We start from the raw sequence: 25,659 nt of genomic DNA, 5'->3' as shown, positions 1-25,659 counted from the left end.
ATATACCTCTTATTTTAAAATATATAGTAATTTTACCTTATTCTCTAAAAGATTCTAAACAGGTTCTAAGACAATTAATTCCGAAGAGTTTAAAGAATGATAGGATAAATTTATTGAAAATTGTGAATCATTAATTGAAAAATGAAAAGGTAATGAAAAATATAAATTGATATTAGATAGGTGTAAAAAACTATGTGAGATTGTCAAAAGTTTAATAAATGATGTATGCAGCGATCATGAATTTCAAAGAAGTGAATCATTAAATATTATTGGTAATAATATATTTTTAAAAGCAAATATTGATAAAGAAAATTTGTTTACTGATTTATCAAATAATAATTGAAAAGAAGAAATTAGAAGAGAATCAAATCACTTAATGTCAAAAACTGAAAAACCTTGTTGAATAAGATATGTAATTAGAAGATAATTAGTAAAAAATTAAACTATAATTAGCTTAATTTTTTACTAAAAAAAACATATATTTAAATAAATTAAAAAATAAGTTTTAACCCCTTGTTATTTTTTACTTTTATATGCTATTATTGTATAGGTAATGGCTCGGTAGCTCAGTTGGTAGAGCATTCGCCTGAAGAGCGAAGTGTCAGTGGTTCGAATCCGCTTCGAGCCACCATTATTTAAAATATAGGCAATTAAGCCTTTTTTTAATTATTTTTCTTAGATTTAAGTTTAAGTTAAAATTTTAGGTATAATAGTGTCATTAGCAATTTTAAACAATTAATAATTCTAGAAAGAAGGGTATTAGTGTCTAAAATTTTAGTTTTAAATAATGCGAAAATAATTAGCATTAAGAAAATAATAAATAATGGTTTTTTAGTAATTAAAGATAATTTAATTTTCCAAATTAATGAAGGAAAGTATAATCATGAATTTCAAGATGCTCAGGTTATTGATTGTCATAATCAAACAATAATACCTGGTTTTATTGATTTACATGTACATGGAGGTTATGGCTATAGTTTAATGGATGGTACCATTGAATCAATTAATAATTTTGCAAGATTAGTTCCAAAAGAGGGAGTAACAAAGTTTTGTTATGCAACAGTTACTGCCAGTAAAAAAGAAATTGATAATATTCTTTCAGTATTTGCTAAGTATATGAAAACAGAAAATAAAGGTAACAAGGCACGAATTATTGGTGCATATTTAGAAGGTCCTTTTATTTCAGAATTACAAAAAGGAGCACATACTCCGTCATTACTTCATGTTCCTGATCTTAATTTAGTAAAATCTTGAAATATAATTAGTAACAAAAATTTAAAATTTATTGTTTATGCTCCTGAGATAGATCCTAATTTAAATAATAAAAATTCAAATTTTATTTCTTCATTAATTAAAAATAATATTATTCCTAGTGTTGGTCATAGTAATGCTACTTTTAAAGAAATAACTAAAACTGTTGAATATGGTTTAACACATATTACCCACCTTTATAATGCAATGAGCCCCTATAATCATCGTGATCCTGGTGTTGTTTCCGCATCACTATATTATGATCAATTAGTTACTGAGTTAATTTGTGATGGCATTCATGTTGATATTGATATTTTAGCAATAACATATAAAATTAAAGGTGCCGATGGAATTTGTATGATTACTGATGCCATGAGTGCAAAAGGACAGCCTGATGGTAAGTATTTATTGGGACCATTACCTGTCATTAAAAGTAATAATAAGGTTACTGTTGAAGCAACCGGGAAATTAGCAGGCAGCATTGCAACAATGATTGCTGGTTTTAAAAAATTATTAAAAATTACTAATAATAATTGACAAGATTGCATCAAAATGGCCTCTTATAATAGTGCTAAACAAGTAGGAATTGCAAATAAAACAGGTGATATTGTTATTGGTAAATTAGCAGATATTATTGTATTAACTAAGAATAATGATATTTTTTTAACAATATGCGAAGGAAAAATTGCGTATCAACAAGAATAAGTAAGTAATGTAAGGGGTTTTTAAATTATGAAATTAATTATTTTAAAAGATAAAACTGAGGTTGCACAATTATTAAGTAAAATTATTATTGATATTATTAAAGTTAAACCAAATGCTATTTTAGGATTAGCAACGGGAAGTAGCCCAATTGAAACATATGATTTATTAATAGCAGATGCAAAAAATAACAAAAGAGATTGATCAAAAGTTGTAACATTTAATTTAGATGAGTATGTTGGTTTAACTCCAGATCATGTAAAAAGTTATCGTTATTTTATGAATCATCAATTATTTAATCATATTAAAAGTCTTAATTTAAAAAATACATATGTTCCTAAAGGTATTGGTGATTTAGACCAAAATGTGGAAGAATATGAAAAATTATTAAAAGAAAAAGGACCAATTGATTTACAAATATTGGGCTTAGGTACTAATGGTCATATTGCTTTTAATGAACCAGGTACTCTTGCAAGTAGTAAAACACATGTTGTTAATTTAACTAAAGAAACAATTGAAGCTAATAAAAGATTTTTTTTTAAAGTTGAAGATCTACCAACTAAGGCTGTTACGATGGGTATTCATACTATTTTACAAGCTAAATTGATTGTTTTAATTGCTACAGGAACTAATAAAGCACAAGCCATTCGAGAGTTAGTTGAAGGTAAAGTTTCTCCAAATTATCCATGTACTTTTTTACAAAATCATGATGATGTTACAATTATTATTGATGAAGAAGCAGCAAAACTATTAAAACCAACTATATCAAAAAAAAATTAACTTAAAGGAGAAACAAATGGAACGTAAAAAGATTATTATTGGAAATTGAAAAATGTATAAAAATATAGAAGAAACTGAATTTTTTTTAAATGAATTTAATAAATTAATAAAAACTAAAAATATTAAATATGATTATGGAATAGCGGCTAGTTTTACTAATTTATCTTTATTAAAAATGAATAAAACTTCTGATTTAATTATTGCAGCTCAAAATTGTCATTATGAAACGGAAGGTGCATATACTGGTGAAATTTCAATTAAGATGCTAAAAGATATGATGGTTAGTCATGTTATTATTGGTCATTCTGAACGCAGAATGTATTTTAATGAAGTAGATGAAACAATAAATAAAAAATTACATTCACTATTTAATGCTAAAATTATACCAATTTTATGTTGTGGTGAAACTTTAAACCAATATGAAAATAAAGAAACTAATGAAGTAATTAAAAATCAAATTAAGTTAGCATTAAAAAATATTAAAGCAGAAAATATTGCTAAGTTAGTAATTGCCTATGAGCCAATATGAGCAATTGGTACTGGTAAAACAGCAACAGCTCAACAAGCCCAAACGGTTTGTAAAATGATTCGTGAATTTATTAGTGAATTATATAATAAAAATGTTGCAGAACAAGTACGTATTCAGTATGGTGGTTCAGTAAAACCCGATAATATTAAATTAATACTTTCTGAACCTGACATTGATGGTGCATTAGTTGGAGGTGCTTCATTAGTACCACAATCTTTTTTTGATTTACTAATTTAACTCTATTTAAGTTACTAATAAAAATAAGGAGTTAACTAAACATGGAATTATCAAAGATACAAATTAAAAGTATGTGAACAAAACTAACAAAAAAAATTAAACATCGTGCCTTTCCAGCAACCACTTTTGTCAATGCTTTTAGGAATAAGTCAGAAATTTTAGCATTGTTTAGTAAAAATGGTGAAGACACTAATCAATTAGAACAAATTGGTTTTATTATTTGTACTAAAACTATTTTTGCTCCTAGTAGTGATAATATTGTTAGTGACAAAGGTATTATTACTAATGAATATTTTACTGGTGAAGTAATTGATGTTAATAATACTCTTATTCCCAATACTTATATTCATTTAGTTAAGGTTAATAGTGGACCAATTGTTATTAACGATATTCCACTGTATTTAACCATCAATGAAAGTCATCATCAATCATTAGTTAATAATAAAATTGGTGCTAAATTATTTACAAATAGTTTGATGAAACAATTAAATTATAAAACTTTTAATTTTAGTTCTATTTCTATTACTGAACAAAATTTTATTATTACTCTTAATAATTTAAAGATAAATAGAAAACAAATATTGCAAAGTGAATTTATCATTAATTCTTTATTAGAACAAAAATTATCATTAGAACAGTTAATTTTATTGCAAAATAAAAAAGACTACAGTTATTTAAAAAAATTTAATGAAGTTGAATTACAAGAAATTATTAATTTACAAAAAATAGCAGTTGTTGCTATTAAAACTAACAAAGATCAGTGAAAAATAACATTAATAGCAGGTAATAAACAACGAATTGAAAACTTTTTTATTAATGCTAAAAAACCAATCATTATTGCTATTAATGCTATTAATAAAAAAATTAGAGCAATTAATCAGTCTGAAAATATTCAACCAATAGCACCGATAACTAATATTACTAATTATCAAGATTTATGACAATTACAAAAAATTCATAAAGAACTATTGAAGTCATTTTCAAAATGGCGGATAGTATCTCAAGATATATTAGAAAATTTATCACAGACTTTTGCTTATGGTTATTATTCAGAAGTAATTGATAATTTGAAGATTACTCATTATTCTTTTAATAATGATTTATTAGATTATAATTTAATGGAAATTAAAGGACGCAATTTATTAGCTAATAGTAGTAATACTATTTTATTTCTTTCTAATAATATTAGTGATAATCCTAGTATGGTTATTTTATTAAGTGAAGATTTAAAATCAATTTGCGATTTAAAAACAATAGTTACTAAAATTACTAAAAAGCAATCTATTAAAATAGTCTTTAAAAAAGATATTGTTATTTTGAGTACTGCTCATTATCAATGTATTACTGATTTTATTACTAAAATGATTACCATTTTTAAATCTGATAATTTTAAACATCAGTTACAAGTTACTAAATAAAATATGAGGTGAAATTTATGAAAACAAAACAACCAATATTACTATGTATTTTAGATGGTTTTGGTATTGCAAAATCTAGTTCAACAAATGCTATTAGTTCTGCAACAAAACCTAATTTGGATTATTTATTAAAAACTTATCCGCATACTGAAGTTTCAGCTTCTGGCCTTGCAGTTGGCTTGCCAGAAGGACAAATGGGCAACTCTGAAGTTGGACATTTACAAATTGGTGCTGGTAGAGTAATTTATCAGTCATTAACATTAATTAATAAGTCAATAAATGATAAAATATTTTTTAAAAATGAAACAATATTGTCAGCAATTAATCATGCAAAAAAGAATAATAGTAATGTTCATATTATTGGTTTACTAAGTGATGGTGGAGTACATGCTCATATTAATCATATTTTAGCATTATTAGAAATTGCTAAACAACAAAATTTTAAGAATGTTTATGTTCATGCTATTTTAGATGGTCGTGATACAAAAGCTGATATTTCTAAAATTTATATTGAACAGTTATTAAAAACTATGAAACAATTAGGCGTTGGTATGCTTGCTACTATTTCAGGAAGATATTATGCTATGGATCGCGATAAACGTTGAGATCGTTTAAAAATAGCATATGATGTAATAGTTAATCATGAAGGTGCTTCATTTATTGATCCTATTGCTTATGTTAATGCAGAATATAGTGCTGGTCGTAATGATGAATTTATTATGCCTGCTTATAATTCTGAAATTAATAATGGTAATATTAGGAATAACGATAGCATTATTTTTGCTAATTTCCGTCCTGATCGTGCAATTCAATTAGCATCAGCATTAACAAATAATAAATATGATTTTAATATTAGTATGAAAATAGCAACATTAAAAAATACTTTTTTTATTTCAATGATGGAGTATGCTAAAAGTGTTAAACCACAAGGTGTTATTTTTCCACCTATATCAATGGTTGATGCTTTAGGACAATGATTAAGTAAAAATCAATATCATCAATTACGAATTGCTGAAACTGAAAAATATGCACATGTGACTTATTTTTTTGATGGTGGTGTTGATGTTGAATATCCACTATCAACAAGAATTTTAATTCCTTCACCAAAAGTAGCAACTTATGATTTAAAACCATTAATGAGTGCTCGCGAAATTACTACTCGTTTAGAAAGTGAAATTGCTAAAAACATATATGATGTTATGGTTTTAAATTTTGCTAATCCTGATATGGTTGGGCATACTGGTGTTTTAAATGCTGCCATTGATGCGATTGATGTTATTGATGAATGTCTTGGAAAATTGTATCAAGCAATAAAAAAAGTGAATGGTATTTTAATGATTACTGCTGATCATGGTAATGCTGAAATCATGATTGATAAAGAGGGTAATCCTAATAAAAAACATACATCGCAACCAGTACCATTTATTATTTGTAAAACAGGATTAAAATTAAAATCAGGTGGCTGCTTAGCAAATATTGCTCCAACATTATTAGACGTTTTAGGTTTAGTTAAACCAACTGTTATGACTAGTGAATCTTTAATTATTAAATAAAAACGGAATTTTACGCTTATTGGTTAACACTTAATTCTTAATAAATAATTTAATTATGATATTTTTAAATGTGATTTTTTCTTTACGGTTATTATATTTAAAACAAAATTCATTTAAATAAGATTGGAGTCATTTTTTTGAAACTCAATGAAATTGGCCGATAAAACCTCTTTTTAATATTGCTCAAAAACTTTCTATTGTATTTGTATGAATACCATTATAAGAAAAATATTTTTTGTGATTAACTTGTTCATGTGGTAAAATTTTATTCATTTTATAATATCCACGATATTCATCAGTAAAAAGAATAGAATTGTTAATATCAACATTTTCTTTAACTATTTTCATTAAATCTTCAGATTTAATACTTTTATTTTTTGCATGAAATAATTTAACATTACCATTTCGTTCAATAATGCCAACAACACACTCTTTACTAGTTCCTCTACCACGTAATGAGTTATTTTTATTATCAACATCATTATATTTACGCGGTTTTCCACCCACATATGTTTCATCCATCTCTAATATTTTTGCTAATAATTTAATCTCATCATTAGCCATTGCCTTTCTAATTTTATGCATCATTTTTCATACAGTTGCTAAACGTAAATTTAAGTCTCTTGAAGCTTGAGATGATGATAAACTTTTTTTAGCATTAGCCATTAATACTATTAAAATAAATCACTTTTGAAGTGGTACACGTGTATGATGAAAAATAGTTTGAGCAGTTACACTAAAAGACTTATGACATTTTTTGCATTTATAACGCGACTCTTTTAAAACAGAGTTAACTTTTTCACTAAAACAAAAAAGACATTTTGGTTTGTTATTTCATCTTATTTCTTCTAAAAATTTTATACAAGATTCTTGGTTTGGAAATTTATTTATTATGTCTAAAATATTCATTTTCAATCACCTTTAATTAGATTTTATTTTACTAATATCTAATTATAGTTTTCAGAAATAATAATGTATATAAGTTATTGCCAATAAACGTAAAATTCCGAATAAAAATATATTGATTCTTCTTTTTATTGATAAGTGCTTGTTTTAAGAATATAAAAGTATTAAAATATAGGCATATGAATTAAATATAGTGTTTCCCCTTTTATTTTTTTAAATAAATATAAGGGGTTTATTATATTTAGCTCCTATATTTTAGAAATTTATACATTTATTAAAAAAATATGGAGGTAAAATATGCCATTATCAGAAACAGTAGAATATCGAGAACTTAATGACTTTCTACAAAAATCATTAAGTTCTAAAAAAGATGAATCATTACCCGATATAACTTTAAATAGTTTGGAAGTTAAGATTGATGATATAAAAACACAATTAGATAGTAGTTTAAAAGAATATATTATTGAACTTGTATATATAGATGAAAAGGGGCGTTTAGTAAATAATACTAATGATGAAAACGTTAGTATTATTCAACAGCCACCCTTACCAATTAATAGTGCTCAATTACAACAACTAGTAATAATAAAAGAAAAATTAGATAGTTCTCTAGTACATTTATATCGAACTAAAAAAGAAAATGATAAAATTATTCTTGAATATTTAGGTGAAAAAGAATTACCATTATTATTAAAAACTCAATCAGAATCCAATAATTTAAATAATGAAGAATATAAACAAGAGTTAGATGATCTTAATGTTAATATTATAAAAAGATCTGAAGTGCCTATGAAATTATCATTTGCTGAGAATGGAACGTGTTATTTGTTTATTGATGATAAAAACAAAACAATTGTTCCTGTAGATGTAAATGATGCTAAGGAATTTAAAAATTTTGTAGCCAAAGAATGCCCTCGTAATGGTACTATAAATATTGAAGTTGATAAAAACGGAAAGATTTTGTTTGCATATATTATTGATAACCAGACTCATAAGAGGCAAGATATAGAAATTGATGAAAAATTAATTGATACTCTTGAAAGAGTAATTAGTACAGCCTCTTTTTTACATTCACAACATTCACAAAATAATTCTGTTGCACCTAAAAAAGAAGTGCAAGGTAATAATTCTTTTCCTGCAAAGGAGGTTAATGGTAATGAACCACCATCAAAACCAGTAGAACAAACTACTAAGTTAACTATGCCAATGGCATAATAGTAAACGTTGATTTATATAAATAAACAAGGGAGAAATTAAAATGTCACAAATAAATTTTCAATTATTTGCAAAAATTATAAAATATATATATGTAAAAGTATCAAATGGTAGCGATATTGCTATTGAAATAGAAAATGATCTATATTCAAAAAAAAATACACTTAATATTTTAAAAGAATTTGATATTAATCCATTAAAAGTAAAAAAAATAGTTAGTTTAAATCAAGATGGAAAGTGGGTTATTGATAATGGTTTATCAACTAATGATATATTTATTAGTAATGAATCATTAAGTCAAGATGACCAAAATTTATTTAAAAAAGATCAATTAATTTTTGTTGAAGATGAAACTGATAATAATAAGATTAATGTATATAAGATTTTATTTGATGAATCTGAAGGAGAAGTAAGACCTGAGTTAGGATTATGTGAAAGTATAGACTTATCATTATTTAATAGTATGTTTCTATATTCTGGGTTGTTTATAGGATATGATATTTTAATTAATCAAAAAATTGAAGGATTATTAGAAGCTCCAATTTTTCAAAATCCATTTCAAGAACCAGCACCGGTTTGAGAAAGGGAACACTTTCGTATTAATGGATACTATTTAAATAGTACATTGATTATAGATTTTAAAAAACACTTAGCACTAGTTAATGTTGAAAAAGACTATTTTATTTATCGTAAAGAAAATGAAATTATTATTGAAAATGTTAGTGATGGAAGTGATAGATTTGTAATCCCAGCAACTCCTGCAAATATTACTGATAATGATGTTTTTTATTTAAAGAAAAATATTGACGAAAACGGAGAAATTCTTTGAGAAACTTATAAAATAACATCAACACTTATTCTTGGTTCATTTCATCATAATTTAAAATATCAAGCATATGAATATAATGTTTTAACAGAACAACAATTTAATGATTTAAAAGCATTAAGTATTCCTTCACAATTAGGATTTACTGTAGATCCAGGAAATAATAATGGATTAGTATCATTTTTTAAAGAAGAACAACGAGAAATTGACTTAGTTGCTATGGGTTTTTTAATAAATGCACCAGAAGTGTTACCAGAAGATTTACCTGACCTTTTACCGATTGTAAATAATATCTCTGAAACATTACAAAATAATAGTGTAGAGCGTTTGTATAGCTTAGTAATAGAAGATAATAAAATAAAAATAACAGAAATTAGTTCTTCTTCTTCTAATGAAGAAGAAGAACTAATTTCTGAACAAGAACTTTCTCAGGATAATAAAAAAAAATGAAATGATATAGAAGTTGCTGGTAAGTATCAAAAAGTATACTTTGCAAAAAATCCAAATAATAATTTAGTAGAAAAATGAGTAGTTATTGCTGATCAAAATCAACTACAATGTATTGGAACAATTTCTTTACCGGAATTAAGAAAAAGTTTTGCAAATAATAATTTATTTCCTATCACATTAAATGGTATTCATTGTGGAGAAAATGGAGCACAAGTTAAAGTAGCAAAAGCTGCTGCTGAACAGGTAATACCACCAGAACCATTAGTTACAAAATTGTCTCCAGCTATCGTTAATAATGTTATTAATTTAAAATGAGATGATAGTAGAGAATTGTGAGATTTAAATATAACAACTTCTAAAGAGACATTAGATAAAAAAATAAAATTAGAAAAAGATGAAAATGATATTTTGAAAAATTTAATAGATAAAAATAATAATGCAAATACTGTTATTTTATTTAATAAGTGTGATGGAAAATTTTTAAGAGCATATTATTTTGATGAAAATAATAAAAAAGTAAATTGCTCTAATAAGTTAAGTGATGAAGATAAAGAACAACTTAGTGTTATAAATCAAAAAGCAAAAGCAAGAGTATTAGAAGCAAGAATAGTAACACCAATATCTTCAAAATCAGGGTTATTTTCAAAAAATAATAATACTTTTAATTTAAGTATTATTAATAGAAAATGCTATGTTTTATGTAATGATGAATTTGAAATTTCATTAAGAGCAGAAGTAGATCTTAGACCTGAAGAAATTAGTGCATTATCATATTTAGTTAAAAATGCAGTTGATTTTTCTTTAACTTTTGATAAAAATAATAATTTTAAAAGTATAAGTTATAAAAATCACGTAAATCAAAGTAATGTAACTATTGATATGAAAGATTTACCTGATAGTAATACTTTTAATCAAAAAAATATTAAGACTGATGAATTAATGGAAACGATAATTGAAGCATTAGAAGATTCTAAAAAATTAAAACCAGAGGATGACTGAGTAACTCCAAAACCATGAAATAGTGATATTGCTGCTAAAGTTAATGGCACATCATCACCAAGTAGTACAACTCAACAGCCACCACAACAACAACAAATGTAATTAAATCATCATTATTTTAGAAGCACAAATAAAAAATATTTGTGCTTTTTTGATTCTAAACAATATTTTTTTCTGTATAATAATTAGTGAAATATTAAAGAAAGAAGGAATTAACAAATATGTCTTGCATTATTGATATTAGAGCACTACAAGTAATAGACTCAAGAGGAAATCCAACTATTCAAGTTGAATGTTGAACTGAAGATGGTGGATACGGGCTTGCTTTAGTGCCATCAGGTGCTTCAACAGGTACTAGAGAAGCTTTAGAACTACGAGACAAAGATACTAAAGTTTATGGTGGACTTGGTGTTATGAAAGCTATTAAAAATATTAATGAAAATATTGCCGAAGCCACTATTGGTTTGGAAGTTACTAATCAACGATTAATTGATCAAACAATGATTAAGTTAGATGGAACAGAAAATAAAACAAAATTAGGTGCCAATGCTATTTTAGGCGTATCATTAGCAGTTGCTAAAGCTGCCGCTGATGAATTATATGTGCCCTTATATACATACTTAGGTGGTACTAATGCTTGTCAGTTGCCAGTCCCAATGTTAAATGTAATTAATGGTGGTGCTCATGCTGATAATAATATTGACTTTCAAGAATTTTTAATAATGCCAGTTGGTGCTAAAACATTTTCAAAGGCAATCCAAATGGCTGCCGAAATTTTTCATGCTTTAAAAAGTATTTTAAAAGGTAAGGGTTTAGTTACTGCAGTTGGTGATGAAGGTGGTTTTGCTCCTAATTTAAAATCAACTGAAGAAGCATTAGATTTAATTGTTGAAGCTATTAAAAAAGCGAGTTACATTCCAAATAAAGATATAAAAATTGCTATGGACTGTGCATCATCAGAGATTTATAAAAATGGTAAATATGTTTTTGGTAATAAAGATGGTAAAAGTAAAAATACTGAAAAATTATTAACTTCAGCGCAACTAGTAGATTATTTAGTTGATTTAACTAAAAAATATCCAATTATTTCAATTGAAGATGGTTTGGCTGAAGGTGATTGAGAAGGATTTAAATTATTATTAGAAAAATCAGAAGGTAAATTCCAGGTTGTTGGTGATGATTTATTCGTTACTAATCCAAAAATTATTAAAGAAGGGATTAGTAAAAACGTTGCTAATTCAGTATTAATTAAATTAAATCAAATTGGAACATTAACTGAAACTATGGAAGCTATTGAAATGTGTCAAAAAGCTGGGTGAACAGCAGTAGTATCTCATCGTTCTGGGGAAACTGAAGATACAACAATTGCTGATTTAGCAGTAGCTTTTAATACTGGACAAATTAAAACAGGTTCAATGTCAAGAACTGATCGTGTTGCAAAATACAACCGCTTATTAACAATTGAAGCCGATTTAGCAGATCAAGCTAAATTTTTAGGTAACGATGTATTTTATAATATTAATTAATTAAAATCATATTTTATGGTTAAATTTACTGATATCCTTTTTAATTTTTAACAAATTATAATAATTATCACTAAAATAATGTAATTAGAAGAGAGGATGACTAAATATGCAAGAATTAAATAAAAGAAGAATTGGAATCTTAACTTCTGGTGGTGATTCACCAGGTATGAATAATGTTATTAATGCAGTCTATAAGACTTTTCGTGGTATAAATCATGAAAATAGTAAAATTGCTACTGCTGATAAAAGACCATTTGAATTAGTTTTAATCAAAAATGGTTATAAAGGAATAATGACAAATGATATTCACGTTATTGATAACAATTGAGCAAATTTAATTGATCTAGGAACTGAGATGGGGGGGACAATCATTGGGTCTGCTCGTTTTAGAGAATTTGAGCAAGAAGAAACTCGTAAAAAATGTATTGAAATTTTAAAATCTAAAAAAATTGAAGGTTTAATTGCTATTGGTGGTGATGGTACATATAATGGTTTGCAAAAATTAAGTAATGAAGCAGCTATTCAATGTGTGGGTATTCCAGGTACTATTGATAATGATATTAGTTCAAGTGAGTTTACTATTGGTTTTGATACTGCTCTTAATACAATTGTTGAAAATCTTGATAAAATTCGTCAAACCGCTAATTCTCATGGACGAATTATGATTGTTGAAGTAATGGGTCGTAATTGTGGTGACCTTGCTCTTCATAGTGCTGCCGCTGCAAATTGTGATTTAGTTGCAACTAAAGATTTAGGAATTGGAGAACAGTCATTGATTGATATTATTAAACAGTTGTACACTAAAAAACAACGTCGTTCATTAGTAATAGTAGTAACTGAACGTCAATATGATGTTAATAAAATAGCTAAAATCATTGAAAAAGATACTGATTGCGAAACAAGAGCAGTAATATTGGGCCAAATTCAACGTGGGGGAACACCAAGTGCATTTGATCGTTATTTAGCAACAATGATGGGTATTTTTGCTGCCGAAAGATTTGCAAATAGTAATAAATCTAGTATTTGTATTGGATTACAAGATAATAAATTAGTAGCTATTGAAATTCAAGATGCATTAAACACACCTTCAATAAATAAAAATAACGTTGCTAATAAAATTTTACGTTTGTCAGGAGTTATTTTTAAAAAAAATACTTAATAAAAAGAGGTGAATAATTTGATATCAATTATAAAAAGAACTAAATGTGTAACTACTTTAGGACCGGCTTCAAATTCTGCTGATGTTATTAAACAACTAATAGAAAATGGCTCAATTTGTGGGCGTTTAAATTTTTCTCATGGTACTCATGATGAACATTTAGCAAGGGTTTTAATGATTAGAGAAGTATCCAAACAATTAAATGTACCAGTTGCTATTATGTTAGATACTAGAGGTCCAGAAGTTAGAACACATACCTTTACAAAAGGTAGTGTAGAAATTAAAAAAAATGAAATTATTACGATAATTGATAATAAAGAGATTATTGGTACTGCGGATAAGTTTTCTGTAAATTATGGTAATTTAGCAAAGGATATTAAAGTTAATGATAATTTACTAGTAGATGATGGTAAATTATCATTAAAGGTTACAGCGGTTAAAGACCATACTGTTATTTGTCAAGCTTTAAATACACATACTATTAAAGATCGTCGTGCTATTAATATTCCAAATGTTAAATTGTCTTTACTTTTTATTTCTGAAAAAGATAGAGCAGATTTAATTTTTGGTTGTCAGCAAAAAGTAGATTATGTTGCTGCATCATTTGTTTGTTCAGCAGCTGATATTAAAGAAATCCGCAAAGTTTTAGATGATAATGATGGTAAACATATTCAAATCATTGCTAAAATTGAATCACAATTAGCAGTTAATAATTTTGATGAAATTTTAAAAGAATCAGATGCTATTATGGTTGCTCGTGGTGATTTAGGAGTTGAAATTCCTTTTGAAAAAGTTCCTTTTTTAGAACGTGAATGAATTAAAAAATGTCATAATGTTAACAAACCGATAATTGTTGCTACGCAAATGTTAGATTCAATGATAGATAACCCTCATCCAACACGCGCTGAAGTTACTGATGTTTGGGTTGCTATGGATTGGGGAGCAACATGTACAATGTTATCGGGTGAATCTGCTAATGGTAACTATCCTGTGTTATCAATTGCAACAATGAGTAAAATTCTTGTTGATGCTGAAAGTCATCAAGAACAGAGTAAAATTGCTACTGATTTACTGCATACAAAAGATCAATTAGTTGCTAAAACTATTAAAAAAATTATTGAAGAAAAACCACAATATTTAATTACTAATAGTCAAGATAGTAATTATATTAGAACTATTGCTAATGCTCATTTGCCAGTTTATATAATTCCTATTGTTAATAATGTTATTGATTATAATAAATTTGCAATAAACTTTGGAATTTATACTTTTTTAGCAGCTGAAGGAATTCCAGTAGAATTAAGTAATTCTTCGCAATTAGTTAAAAGCATTAGTAGCACTTATATAATTCCTACTAAATCAAAACTATTAGTAGTAGATATTAATAATAATACTAATCCTTTTACAACTTTTATTGTTAAATAACCTAGTACTACTGAGGTAAATTAGAAAAGGAATTAGGTAAAACATGAAAATTAATGTAATTAAATTAAATGGCAAAACGATGACTTATAATATTGAAAATCCAATTACTGGTTATCAATTATTAAAACAGGAAAATGAAAATATAGATTCTTCAATTATTGCTTTTACTCTGAATGGACAATTGAAAGATTTATATTGAGAAATTAAAGAAGATGCTGAAATCAAGTTTATTAAAAAAGATGATGCTTTAGGATGAACTATTTTAAATTATGGATGTGCTATGATTTTAGCTCATACTATTAAATTAATGTATCCACAAGCGTTAATTACGATTGCTAATACTAATGATAATGGTTTTTATTTAGATTTTGATTATGAAAAGCGACTTTCTAATGATGAATTAATTAAAATTGAAGAAAAAATGCGTGAAATTTTAATAAAAAATACTGAAATTAAAAGAGTTTGTCAAACTAAAGAAGAATCTTTAAAAACTCATAAAGACAATCCTTTCGCTTTAGAATATATTAAATTAAATCATGTTAATGGATTAAAATGCTCTTATTTAGTTGATAATAAGACTTTAGTAGTAGCATCAGGTGTTGCTATTAATAATTCTTCATCAATAAAAGATTTTAAATTATTAAGTATTACTGGTGCATATTGATTAGGAAATGATAAAAATAAACAATTACAGCGCATTTCTGGAATTTGTGATTATTCAAAAGTAAAATTAGTAGATAAACTTAATGAACTTGAAGAACGAAAAAATCGTGATCATCGTAAACTAGGTAAAGAATTAAGTATTTTTACTTTTAATGATGATTGTGGTAAAGGATTACCTATATTTTTACCAAATGGTATGGTTATTAAAAAAGTTTTGCAGGAATATTTGAGAAAACAAGAATTTATGTGAGATTATCAAGAAGTAGCGACACCAGTTTTAGGTTCTGTTGAATTATATAAAAAAAGTGGTCATTGAGATCATTATCGTGAAAATATGTTTACTCCAATTAAAAAAGAAGAAGAACAATTGGTATTAAGACCAATGACTTGTCCTCATCACTGTATGATTTATAAAAGTGCTCTTCGTAGTTATAAAGATTTACCTTTACGTTTAAGTGAGCATGCTTTATTATATCGTTATGAAGCAAGTGGGGCTTTAACTGGTTTAGAACGAGTAAGAAGTATGGAATTAACTGATTCTCATATTTTTGTTAGATTTGATCAAATGAAAGCAGAGTTTAAACGTTGTTATCAGTTAATTGCTGAGGTTTTAAAAACTTTAAATATTAAAATTGATTATTTATCATTATCTTTACGAGATCCTGCTGATAAAGAAAAATATTTTAATGATGATAAAATGTGGAATCAAGCAGAAACAGCATTACGTGAAGTATTAGATGAATTACAATTACAGTATAAACTAATGATTGGTGAGGGTGCTTTTTATGGGCCAAAATTTGATGTTCAAATTAAAACAGCATTAGGTCATGAAATTACAATATCTACTATTCAATTCGATTTCTTATTACCAAAAAAGTTTAATTTAACTTATATTGATGAAAATAATAATGAAACAAATCCAGTTATTGTTCATCGAGGATTAATTGGTACATATGAACGTTTTATTGCCACATTGTTAGAACAAAATAAAGGTGTTTTTCCAATATGATTAGCACCAAGGCAAATTGCAATTTTACCAATAAATGAAAAAGAAAAAACCTTAGAATATGCTAATAAATTATTGCAAGCTTGTAAACAACATAATTTACGAACTGAAATTATTAGCAGTGGAACTATTGGTAAACGTATTGTTGAAACACAAACTCAAAAAATTCCTTATCAAATTATTATTGGTGATAAGGAAATAGAAAATAATAATTTAAGTTATCGTCAGTATGGTCAAAAAGAAAGTAAAATTGTTATTTTATCAGAATTTTTAAAATTATTAACAAAACAAGTTGAGAATAAAATATAACTATAAAAATTAAAAAAACCATTTAAGAATTAGAACCTTAAATGGTTTTTTAGTTAATTAAGCAATTTAAATTTTACTAAGTATATTAGTAAAATTTAAAACATTTTTTTATACGAAAAAAATATTTATATTTTTACTATTATTTTCATTGACATTGGGTTTTGTTTTCTGTAAGATACTTACTGTGCTCGAAAATAAATGGGTTACAAACTAGAAAAAAGGATCTTTGAAAACTAAATAGAACAAGAATTAATCCGTCAATTTTTATTAAAAATTAAATAAATCAGACATCATCTTTTAACAAAAACAATTTTATTGAGAGTTTGATCCTGGCTCAGGATTAACGCTGGCGGCATGCCTAATACATGCAAGTCGAACGAAAGTAGCAATACTTTAGTGGCGAACGGGTGAATAACACGTATCTAACCTACCATTTAGTGGGGAATAACTGTTGGAAACGACAGCTAATACCGCATATGTTATTTATTTGCAATGATAAATAATGAAAGGAGCATTTGCTTCGCTAATTGATGGGGATGCGGCGCATTAACTAGTTGGTAAGGTAATGGCTTACCAAGGTAACGATGCGTAGCCGATCTGAGAGGATGAACGGCCACATTGGGACTGAGACACGGCCCAAACTTCTACGGAAGGCAGCAGTAGGGAATTTTTCACAATGGGCGAAAGCCTGATGGAGCAATGCCGCGTGACTGATGAAGGTCTTCGGATTGTAAAGGTCTGTTGTAAGGGAAGAAGTGCTAGAATAGGAAATGATTTTAGTATCGACCATACCTTACCAGAAAGCCACGGCTAACTATGTGCCAGCAGCCGCGGTAATACATAGGTGGCAAGCGTTATCCGGATTTATTGGGCGTAAAGCGTGCGTAGACGGTTTTGCAAGTCTGAGGTTAAATTTAGGGGCTCAACCCCTAACCGCCTTGGAAACTACATTACTAGAGTATAGGAGAGGTTAGTGGAATTTCATGTGTAGCGGTGGAATGCGTAGATATATGAAGGAACACCAGTGGCGAAGGCGCGGCTAACTGGCCTATTACTGACGTTGTGGCACGAAAGCGTGGGGAGCAAATAGGATTAGATACCCCCTAGTAGTCCACGCCGTAAACGATGAGTACTAAGTGTTGCCATGAGGCAGTGCTGTAGCTAACGCATTAAGTACTCCGCCTGAGTAGTATGCTCGCAAGAGTGAAACTCAAAGGAATTGACGGGGACCCGCACAAGCGGTGGAGCATGTGGTTTAATTCGAAGCAACGCGAAGAACCTTACCAGGTCTTGACATACCTTGCGAAGCTATAGAGATATAGTAGAGGTTAACAAGGATACAGGTGGTGCATGGTTGTCGTCAGTTCGTGTCGTGAGATGTTTGGTTAAGTTCAGCAACGAACGCAACCCTATGTCCTTAGTTGCCAGCATTAAGTTGGGGACTCTAAGGAGACTGCTAGAGGAAGGTGGGGACAACGTCAAATCATCATGCCCTTTATGACCTGGGCTACACACGTGCTACAATGGCTGATACAAAGAGTCGCTAAACCGCGAGGTCAAGCAAATCTCAAAAAGTCAGTCTCAGTCCGGATTGAAGTCTGCAACTCGACTTCATGAAGTCGGAATCGCTAGTAATCGCGAATCAGCAATGTCGCGGTGAATACGTTCTCGGGTCTTGTACACACCGCCCGTCAAACCACGAGAGTTGGCAATGCCAGAAGTCGGTGTCCTAACCGTAAGGAGGGAGCTGCCAAAGGCAGGGTTGATGATTGGGGTTAAGTCGTAACAAGGTATCCCTACCGGAAGGTGGGGATGGATCACCTCCTTTCTATGGAGTTTAGTTTCTAATAAGAAACCAAGACAACAAGAAAAATTAGATGGATGATTTACTGGATTACTTCTTTTGTTCTGTTTAGTTTTCAGGGATTGTTTTCTCTGAGCAATTGTTCTTTAAAAACTGGATAATAGACATCTTTTAAAAAAAATAAGATAATTTTTATCTTGAAATTAGGATATTCTAAAAATAAATTATTAAGAGCGTATGGTGGATGCCTTGGAATTGGAAGACGATGAAGGACGCGATTACCTGCGATAAGCTTCGGGGAGCTGGAAATAAGCTTTGATCCGGAGATGTCCGAATGGGGAAACCCACTATCTTTAATCAGATAGTACTGTACAATGAATTCATAGTTGTGCAGAGTGATACCTAGAGAATTGAAACATCTTAGTACCTAGAGGAAAAGAAAGCGAATGCGATTCCCTTAGTAGCGGCGAGCGAAAAGGGAGCAGCCTAAACCAGTCGTCAGACTGGGGTTATAGGACTGTCTATTAGGTTCGACCTATGAAGAGTTACAAAATTTATATATAGCAGAAGTTGTTGGGAAGCAACGCCATAAATGGTGAAAGCCCAGTATGCGAAATGTATAAATCTCTTGACAGTATCCTGAGTACGGCGAGGCACGTGGAACCTTGTCGGAATTTGCGCAGACCACTGCGTAAGGCTAAATACTAACCAATTACCGATAGTGAACCAGTACCGTGAGGGAAAGGTGAAAAGTACCCCGAGAGGGGAGTGAAATAGTTTCTGAAACCATATGCTTACAACAAGTCGGAGCCCGTTAATGGGTGACGGCGTGCCTTTTGTAGAATGAGCCGGCGAGTTACGATTACATGCAAGGTTAAGTTGAAAAAACGGAGTCGAAGTGAAAGCGAGCCTGAATAGGGCGTTTAGTATGTGGTCGTAGACCCGAAACCAGGTGATCTAGCCATGAGCAGGTTGAAGTTAATGTAACAGTTAATGGAGGACCGAACCAACGTTCGTTGAAAAGACCGTGGATGACTTGTGGCTAGCGGTGAAATTCCAATCGAACCTGGAGATAGCTGGTTCTCCCCGATATAGTTTTAGGACTAGCGTCAGAATTAGTGCAATGGAGGTAAAGCTCTGAATGTATGATGGCCCCACCTCGGGGTACTGAATGCAATTAAACTGCGAATGCCATTGTTACATATCTGGTAGTCAGTCTATGGGTGATAAGGTCCATGGACGTGAGGGAAACAGCCCAGATCATCAGCTAAGGTCCCCAAATCAATGCTAAGTGGAAAACGATGTGGAATTGTTTAGACAGCTAGGAGGTTGGCTTAGAAGCAGCCATCCTTTAAAGAGTGCGTAACAGCTCACTAGTCGAATGATTCTGCGCGGAAAATGTACCGGGGCTAAGCATTGTACCGAAGCTATGGGTCTATATATATACATATATTGTGGGCGGTAGGGGGGAGCGTTCTAATCTGCGACGAAGTTAGACTGGAAGGACTAGTGGAGCGTTTAGAAGTGAGAATGCCGGCGTGAGTAACGATTGAAGGTGAGAATCCTTCATGCCGATTGACCAAGGTTTCCTGGGCTAGGTTCGTCCACCCAGGGTTAGTCAGGACCTAAGGCGAGGTCGAAAGGCGTAGTCGATGGATAACAGGTTGATATTCCTGTACCACCATGGTGACTGATGAAATGACGGAGAAGGCTAAAATGTCCCAGTGGTTGGTAGTGCTGGGCTAAGTACAAAGAGGGTTGTGTAGGCAAATCCGCACAGCGTTAACCTTGAAGTACGATGGGGAGTGAACAGTTCGCTTAGTAACGAAGCATTTGATGCCATACTTCCAAGAAAAGTTTCTAAAGACATCACCATGGTGCCTGTACCGAGAACGGACACACGTGGTCAAGGAGAATATCCTAAGGCAAGCGAGATAACTATAGCTAAGGAACTCTGCAAAATAACCCCGTAAGTTAGCGAGAAGGGGGAGCTCATAGCAATATGAGTCGCAGTGAAGAGGTCCGGGCGACTGTTTAGCAAAAACACAGCTCTCTGCTAAGTCGTAAGACGATGTATAGGGGGTGACGCCTGCCCAGTGCTGGAAGGTTAAAGAGATTTGTTAGCGTATAAGCGAAGCTTTGAACTGAAGCCCCAGTGAACGGCGGCCGTAACTATAACGGTCCTAAGGTAGCGAAATTCCTTGTCAGGTAAGTTCTGACCCGCACGAAAGGCGTAACGATCCGGACGCTGTCTCGGCTATAGACTCGGTGAAATCTTAGTACCTGTGAAGATGCAGGTTACCCGCGATTAGACGGAAAGACCCCGTGGAGCTTTACTACAACTTGATATTGAATTTTGGTGTAGTTTGTACAGCATAGGTGGGAGACGTTGATATGCAGACGCTAGTAGGCATGGAGTCACCATTGGGATACCACCCTTGCTATATTGAAATTCTAACTTGAGACCATAATCTGGTCTAAGGACAGTGTCTGGTGGGTAGTTTGACTGGGGGCGGTCGCCTCCTAAAAAGTAACGGAGGCGACCAAAGGTACCCTCAATATGAATGGAAATCATATGTAGAGCGCAAAGGTAAAAGGGTGCTTGACTGCGAGACATACAAGTCGAGCAGGAACGAAAGTTGAGCTTAGTGATCCGGCGGTGCTGTGTGGAAAGGCCGTCGATCAACGGATAAAAGTTACCCCGGGGATAACAGGCTAATCTCTCCCAATAGTTCATATAGACGGGGAGGTTTGGCACCTCGATGTCGGCTCATCGCATCCTGGAGGTGTAGTCGCTTCCAAGGGTTGGGCTGTTCGCCCATTAAAGCGGTACGCGAGCTGGGTTCAGAACGTCGTGAGACAGTTTGGTCCCTATCTGTCGTGGGCGCAAGAAATTTGAGGAAAGCTGTTCCTAGTACGAGAGGACCGGAATGGACCTACCTCTGGTGCACCAGTTGTCACGCCAGTGGCACAGCTGGGTAGCTATGTAGGGCATGAATAAGCGCTGAAAGCATCTAAGCGCGAAGTCAGTTCCAAGATGAGATTTCTCATTCGAAAGAAGTAAGATCCCTTGAATACTACAAGGTTGATAGGTCAGGTGTGTAAGCATAGTGATATGTTCAGCTTACTGATACTAATAGATCGAGGATTTATTGAAGAATATATTGTTTATTGCAAATCAAAAGTAATCAAATTTAAAGATGTCTGTTTCTAGTTTTTAGGGAGCAATTGCTAAACTATTTGGTGTCCATAGCGGAGTGGTCACACCTGTTCCCATATCGAACACAGCAGTTAAGCACTCCAGCGGCGAAAATACCAGCAATGGGAAAATAGCACGATGCCAAATTTTTTTTATTGTTAATTTATGATTGTTTTAAACCACTTATACGCTCTGCTATTGATAAATCATTTTTTATTCATCAATAAATAGTAATAATAAGTCCAATTAATGATATATAAGTTATATATTGTAGTAAACTGCAAAGTCCATAGATTAGTTTTTCTTTACGATTTGATCCAACATTAATTCCAGTGACGATTTCACCAACGGTTCTAATATTAAATATTCATAAAATGGCATTAATAATAAATAAAAAAATATTAATTAAACTTTTAATTAAACGTTTTGTTTGCATATTATTCTCCTTTTAAACTAAAAATATTGACAATAATAATTTTAAGATTTTAAGTATAAAATATATTATTTTAAATATTACCTTTATTATTGATATTATTTTAATATCAAATTAAAAATAATTTTGATGCTTTATCATAAGAAATGAAACAAATAATAATGTAATGCAAATTGATATTAAATATTTTTCATTGGTTTTTTATATATAAAAAGTTAATAATTTTTATTAATGAAATTTAAAAGGAAAATAGTATGACAGAATTATTAAAAAACAGGTATAATTACCAGTCACTCCAAGATCTGGCTGTGACTATTAGAACCTGTTTAGAATCTTTTAATAAAATTGAAATAAAGGAAAGAACAACCATTTGTAAACTAGTATTTAATTTTCTTTCACAATTTTTTCATAATCTTCTACATTTTTCTAATCAAGCAAAACTTCGCTCTACAACTCATCTTTTTGGTAATACTACAAAAGAATGTAATTCATTACGTTTTACAACTTCAACATTCGCATTTATAATTGTTTTGATTGCAGAAGCAAATTTTTCACCAGTATAACCAGCATCTACTATTATTTTTTGAACTGTAGAAAGATTTTCTTTTTCATTTTGAATCATTATTATAGCACTATTACGATCTGTTTTTTCTGCTGTAGTTACGTAAATTGCATGTGGTAAACCTTGAGAATCAACAGCAATATGACGTTTTATTCCTGAAATCTTTTTACCAGCATCATAACCTTTGTTTTTAGTAGTATCTGTATTTTTAACACTTTGTGAATAAATTAGACTTACTGCATAACTAGTTAACTTTTTATTTTTTTGTTATTATTAAAATAAAATTTGAATAGTTAAGGATAAACTTTATGACATATTTTGAATTAAAAGATAAATCTGATCAATATTTTCGTAAAATAGTGGGTATTAATAAACTCGTTTTTAACGAAATTTTAAATATTTTATTAGAACATCAAAAACTCAAAACTACTATTGGTGGAAGGCCATATAAAATGTCAATAGAAGATCGACTAGTAATGAGTTTAAGATATTTATATGAAAATCGTACATATCATAGTATTGGTGCTGAGTATGGTATGGTTGATACTACTGCTTTACGAAATATTCGTTCAATTGAAGATATTTTAATAAAGAATAATAAGTTTAATAATTTAACAAATAAAAATATTTTTTTAAAAAGAAGAATTAAAAAATAAAATTTTGATAATTGATGTAACAGAGGTAGAAACAGAACGACCAAAATATAACCAAAAAGATTGATTTTCTGGTAAAAAATGAATGCATACTGTTAAGTTTCAAACCGTAATTAATGCAAATACTAATGAAATTTTAAATATTTTTTCTGATATTGGTAAAAATCATGATTTTAAAACTTTTAAGAATTCAAAGTTAAAGTTTTTACCAGAAACTATAATTCTTGCAGATAAAGGTTATCAAGGTTTACAAAAAATTCATGCTAATACATTTTTACCCATTAAAATTAGCAAAAATAATCCTAAAACAAATAAAACCAAAATCTTTAATAAGATTATTAATAAAACTCGTAGAAAAATTGAACATGTTTTTGCATTTTTAAAATGTTTTAAGATTATTGGTTATAAATTTAGAAAAGCCAGAAAACGAATATTTTTAAGATTTAATTTAATTGCAGGATTTTATAATTTATCATTAAAACTTAAAAACGTTATGCAGTAAGTCTATTATACAAAAACTGGTTTTTTCTTTTCGATGATTATTGATACGAACTTTTCTAAGAACCTGTTTAGAATCTTTTAGAGAATAAGGTAAAATTACTATATATTTTAAAATAAGAGGTATATATGCATAAAAATTATCCAAGTCATATCACTAAAGAACAATTTGAGAACATAAGATTAATTTTAGAAAATGTCAAAAAGAAAACAAAACCATGAAATTTAGATTTATATGAAGTATTTTGTGCAGTTTTATATGTATTAAAAAGTGGTTGTCAATGAAGAATGTTACCAAAAAATTTTCCAAAATGACAAACTGTATATTATTATTTTCAAATTTGAAGTAAAAATAATGGTAAAGAACCTAGCATATGACAATTAATTTTAAAAAAAATTAGTTAGAAAAGTTCGTATCAATAATCATCGAAAAGAAAAAACCAGTTTTTGTATAATTTATTCACAAAGTGTTAAAAATACAGATACTACTAAAAACAAAGGTTATGATGCTGGTAAAAAGATTTCAGGAATAAAACGTCATATTGCTGTTGATTCTCAAGGTTTACCACATGCAATTTACGTAACTACAGCAGAAAAAACAGATCGTAATAGTGCTATAATAATGATTCAAAATGAAAAAGAAAATCTTTCTACAGTTCAAAAAATAATAGTAGATGCTGGTTATACTGGTGAAAAATTTGCTTCTGCAATCAAAACAATTATAAATGCGAATGTTGAAGTTGTAAAACGTAATGAATTACATTCTTTTGTAGTATTACCAAAAAGATGAGTTGTAGAGCGAAGTTTTGCTTGATTAGAAAAATGTAGAAGATTATGAAAAAATTGTGAAAGAAAATTAAATACTAGTTTACAAATGGTTGTTCTTTCCTTTATTTCAATTTTATTAAAAAGATTCTAAACAGGTTCTTAGTAATTGATAATGAAGATAATGTTTATGTTGGTAGTGATACTGGTGTATGCAAAATCAGTAAAAATGGAAGCACTAGTTTAATGCAAGGAACAAATGGTGATCATATTAGAAGTTTAGCAGTTGGTCCAGATGGTTCAATTTATGCTGGTGATGATGATCGTGGAATAATTTATAAAACTGATAAAATAAGTGAAACTTTTGGAATATTTCAACAAATAAATGATGGACATCAAATTGATAGTTTAGTGGTTGACAAGGATAATACTGTTTTTGCTGGTTCTTGAAATGGTCATCTTTATAAGATAAAGAATGGAATATATAATATATGAGGTAATATTAGAAACAAACCCAAACCACGAGGTTAAACGTTTAGTCATTGATAGAGATAATAATTTATTTGTTGGTATTGACTCCAATAAAGTATATAAAAAAATAGAAGGTACAGATTTATGTTCTGAATTATCTGGAATAAAAAATACTGATGATCATATTTTTGCTTTAGCAGTTGGTCCAGATGGTTCAATTTATGCTACTGGATCGCAAGGAATTTTATATACAGCTAAAAATTTTAATAAAAGATAGGTTTATATATAAATAATTAGTATTAAAATTAATAAAAATAAAA

19 protein-coding genes, 1 tRNA gene, 3 rRNA genes and 1 pseudogene are annotated in these 25,659 nt (G+C 29.5%); 21 read left to right on the top strand and 3 right to left on the bottom strand.

Annotation, left to right across the window (positions count from 1 at the left end; genetic code table 4):
• The first annotated feature begins 166 nt into the window (after positions 1-166).
• The 7 genes from AAHM85_RS03430 (at position 167) to gpmI (ending at position 6,470) form a co-directional block, all read left to right on the top strand.
• Positions 167-427: a hypothetical protein gene (locus AAHM85_RS03430; RefSeq protein ID WP_342261000.1), complete on the top strand. Its 261-nt coding sequence runs from the start codon at positions 167-169 to the stop codon at positions 425-427.
• A gap of 128 nt (positions 428-555) precedes the next feature.
• Positions 556-631 (top strand) — tRNA-Phe (locus AAHM85_RS03425).
• A 131-nt stretch (positions 632-762) separates the two neighbouring features.
• Positions 763-1,956 (top strand): N-acetylglucosamine-6-phosphate deacetylase, encoded by a 1,194-nt coding sequence (nagA, locus tag AAHM85_RS03420; protein ID WP_342260999.1) that lies wholly within the window; start codon positions 763-765, stop codon positions 1,954-1,956.
• A 27-nt stretch (positions 1,957-1,983) separates the two neighbouring features.
• Positions 1,984-2,733 (top strand): glucosamine-6-phosphate deaminase, encoded by a 750-nt coding sequence (nagB, locus tag AAHM85_RS03415; protein ID WP_342260998.1) that lies wholly within the window; start codon positions 1,984-1,986, stop codon positions 2,731-2,733.
• Positions 2,734-2,749: 16 nt separating this feature from the next.
• Entirely contained in the window at positions 2,750-3,499 is a 750-nt protein-coding gene (gene tpiA, locus AAHM85_RS03410; protein ID WP_342260997.1) for a triose-phosphate isomerase, read from the top strand.
• Positions 3,500-3,540: 41 nt separating this feature from the next.
• The gene (locus tag AAHM85_RS03405; RefSeq protein WP_342260996.1) at positions 3,541-4,917 is read left to right on the top strand and encodes a hypothetical protein; all 1,377 of its coding nucleotides are present in this window, start codon (positions 3,541-3,543) and stop codon (positions 4,915-4,917) included.
• A 17-nt stretch (positions 4,918-4,934) separates the two neighbouring features.
• Positions 4,935-6,470 (top strand): 2,3-bisphosphoglycerate-independent phosphoglycerate mutase, encoded by a 1,536-nt coding sequence (gene gpmI, locus AAHM85_RS03400; protein ID WP_342260995.1) that lies wholly within the window; start codon positions 4,935-4,937, stop codon positions 6,468-6,470.
• 30 nt (positions 6,471-6,500) lie between these two features.
• On the opposite strand, the gene AAHM85_RS03395 is transcribed toward gpmI, so the two are convergent.
• A complete protein-coding gene (locus tag AAHM85_RS03395; protein ID WP_342260524.1) occupies positions 6,501-7,379 on the bottom strand; it encodes an IS1595 family transposase in 879 nt (292 codons plus the stop codon).
• A gap of 294 nt (positions 7,380-7,673) precedes the next feature.
• On the opposite strand from AAHM85_RS03395, the gene AAHM85_RS03390 reads away from it, so the two are divergent.
• The 9 genes from AAHM85_RS03390 to rrf all read left to right on the top strand — a co-directional run bounded on the left by AAHM85_RS03390 (position 7,674) and on the right by rrf (position 22,104).
• The gene (locus AAHM85_RS03390; RefSeq protein WP_342260994.1) at positions 7,674-8,591 is read left to right on the top strand and encodes a hypothetical protein; all 918 of its coding nucleotides are present in this window, start codon (positions 7,674-7,676) and stop codon (positions 8,589-8,591) included.
• Positions 8,592-8,634: 43 nt separating this feature from the next.
• The gene (locus AAHM85_RS03385) at positions 8,635-10,968 is read left to right on the top strand and encodes a hypothetical protein (RefSeq protein ID WP_342260993.1); all 2,334 of its coding nucleotides are present in this window, start codon (positions 8,635-8,637) and stop codon (positions 10,966-10,968) included.
• A 119-nt stretch (positions 10,969-11,087) separates the two neighbouring features.
• On the top strand, positions 11,088-12,392 hold the full coding sequence (gene eno / locus AAHM85_RS03380; RefSeq protein WP_342260992.1) for a phosphopyruvate hydratase: 1,305 nt from the start codon (positions 11,088-11,090) through the stop codon (positions 12,390-12,392).
• Between the two features lie 106 nt (positions 12,393-12,498).
• Positions 12,499-13,551: an ATP-dependent 6-phosphofructokinase gene (locus AAHM85_RS03375; RefSeq protein WP_252319488.1), complete on the top strand. Its 1,053-nt coding sequence runs from the start codon at positions 12,499-12,501 to the stop codon at positions 13,549-13,551.
• Between the two features lie 18 nt (positions 13,552-13,569).
• Positions 13,570-14,976 carry a pyruvate kinase gene (gene pyk / locus AAHM85_RS03370; RefSeq protein ID WP_342260991.1) on the top strand — a complete coding sequence of 469 codons (1,407 nt, stop codon included), beginning with the start codon at positions 13,570-13,572 and terminating at the stop codon, positions 14,974-14,976.
• Positions 14,977-15,019: 43 nt separating this feature from the next.
• Entirely contained in the window at positions 15,020-16,954 is a 1,935-nt protein-coding gene (gene thrS / locus AAHM85_RS03365) for a threonine--tRNA ligase (protein ID WP_342260990.1), read from the top strand.
• A 311-nt stretch (positions 16,955-17,265) separates the two neighbouring features.
• Positions 17,266-18,782, top strand: a 16S ribosomal RNA gene (locus AAHM85_RS03360).
• A 193-nt stretch (positions 18,783-18,975) separates the two neighbouring features.
• A 23S ribosomal RNA gene (locus AAHM85_RS03355) occupies positions 18,976-21,915 on the top strand.
• Positions 21,916-21,997: 82 nt separating this feature from the next.
• A 5S ribosomal RNA gene (gene rrf / locus AAHM85_RS03350) occupies positions 21,998-22,104 on the top strand.
• The 16S, 23S and 5S rRNA genes sit together here, the layout of an rRNA operon.
• A gap of 16 nt (positions 22,105-22,120) precedes the next feature.
• Here the strand turns inward: rrf and AAHM85_RS03345 are convergent.
• Positions 22,121-22,393 (bottom strand): hypothetical protein, encoded by a 273-nt coding sequence (locus AAHM85_RS03345; RefSeq protein WP_342260989.1) that lies wholly within the window; start codon positions 22,391-22,393, stop codon positions 22,121-22,123.
• Positions 22,394-22,673: 280 nt separating this feature from the next.
• Positions 22,674-23,183, bottom strand: a pseudogene (locus AAHM85_RS03340) (IS5 family transposase); the annotation flags it as partial.
• Positions 23,184-23,260: 77 nt separating this feature from the next.
• Between AAHM85_RS03340 and AAHM85_RS03335 the strand changes: the two are divergent.
• The 5 genes from AAHM85_RS03335 (at position 23,261) to AAHM85_RS03315 (ending at position 25,616) form a co-directional block, all read left to right on the top strand.
• Positions 23,261-23,608, top strand: coding sequence for a transposase family protein (locus AAHM85_RS03335; RefSeq protein ID WP_342260488.1), 348 nt, complete (start codon positions 23,261-23,263; stop codon positions 23,606-23,608).
• 4 nt (positions 23,609-23,612) lie between these two features.
• On the top strand, positions 23,613-24,107 hold the full coding sequence (locus AAHM85_RS03330) for a transposase family protein (protein WP_342260487.1): 495 nt from the start codon (positions 23,613-23,615) through the stop codon (positions 24,105-24,107).
• Between the two features lie 125 nt (positions 24,108-24,232).
• A protein-coding gene (locus tag AAHM85_RS03325) for an IS5 family transposase (RefSeq protein ID WP_342260988.1) occupies positions 24,233-25,022 on the top strand; the annotation gives its coding sequence in 2 pieces (ribosomal slippage) (positions 24,233-24,493 and positions 24,495-25,022; 789 coding nt in all).
• Between the two features lie 92 nt (positions 25,023-25,114).
• On the top strand, positions 25,115-25,399 hold the full coding sequence (locus AAHM85_RS03320) for a hypothetical protein (RefSeq protein ID WP_342260987.1): 285 nt from the start codon (positions 25,115-25,117) through the stop codon (positions 25,397-25,399).
• Complete coding sequence (locus tag AAHM85_RS03315) at positions 25,344-25,616, top strand: hypothetical protein (protein WP_342260986.1); 273 nt, start codon at positions 25,344-25,346, stop codon at positions 25,614-25,616. Before AAHM85_RS03320 ends, AAHM85_RS03315 begins: the two co-directional genes overlap by 56 nt.
• The last annotated feature ends 43 nt before the right edge of the window (positions 25,617-25,659 follow it).

The sequence above is a fragment of the Spiroplasma endosymbiont of Notiophilus biguttatus genome, assembly GCF_964030985.1.
GTDB lineage: Bacteria > Bacillota_I > Bacilli_A > Mycoplasmatales > VBWQ01 > Spiroplasma_E > Spiroplasma_E ixodetis_A.
This window is presented reverse-complemented; position numbering and strand designations above follow the sequence as displayed.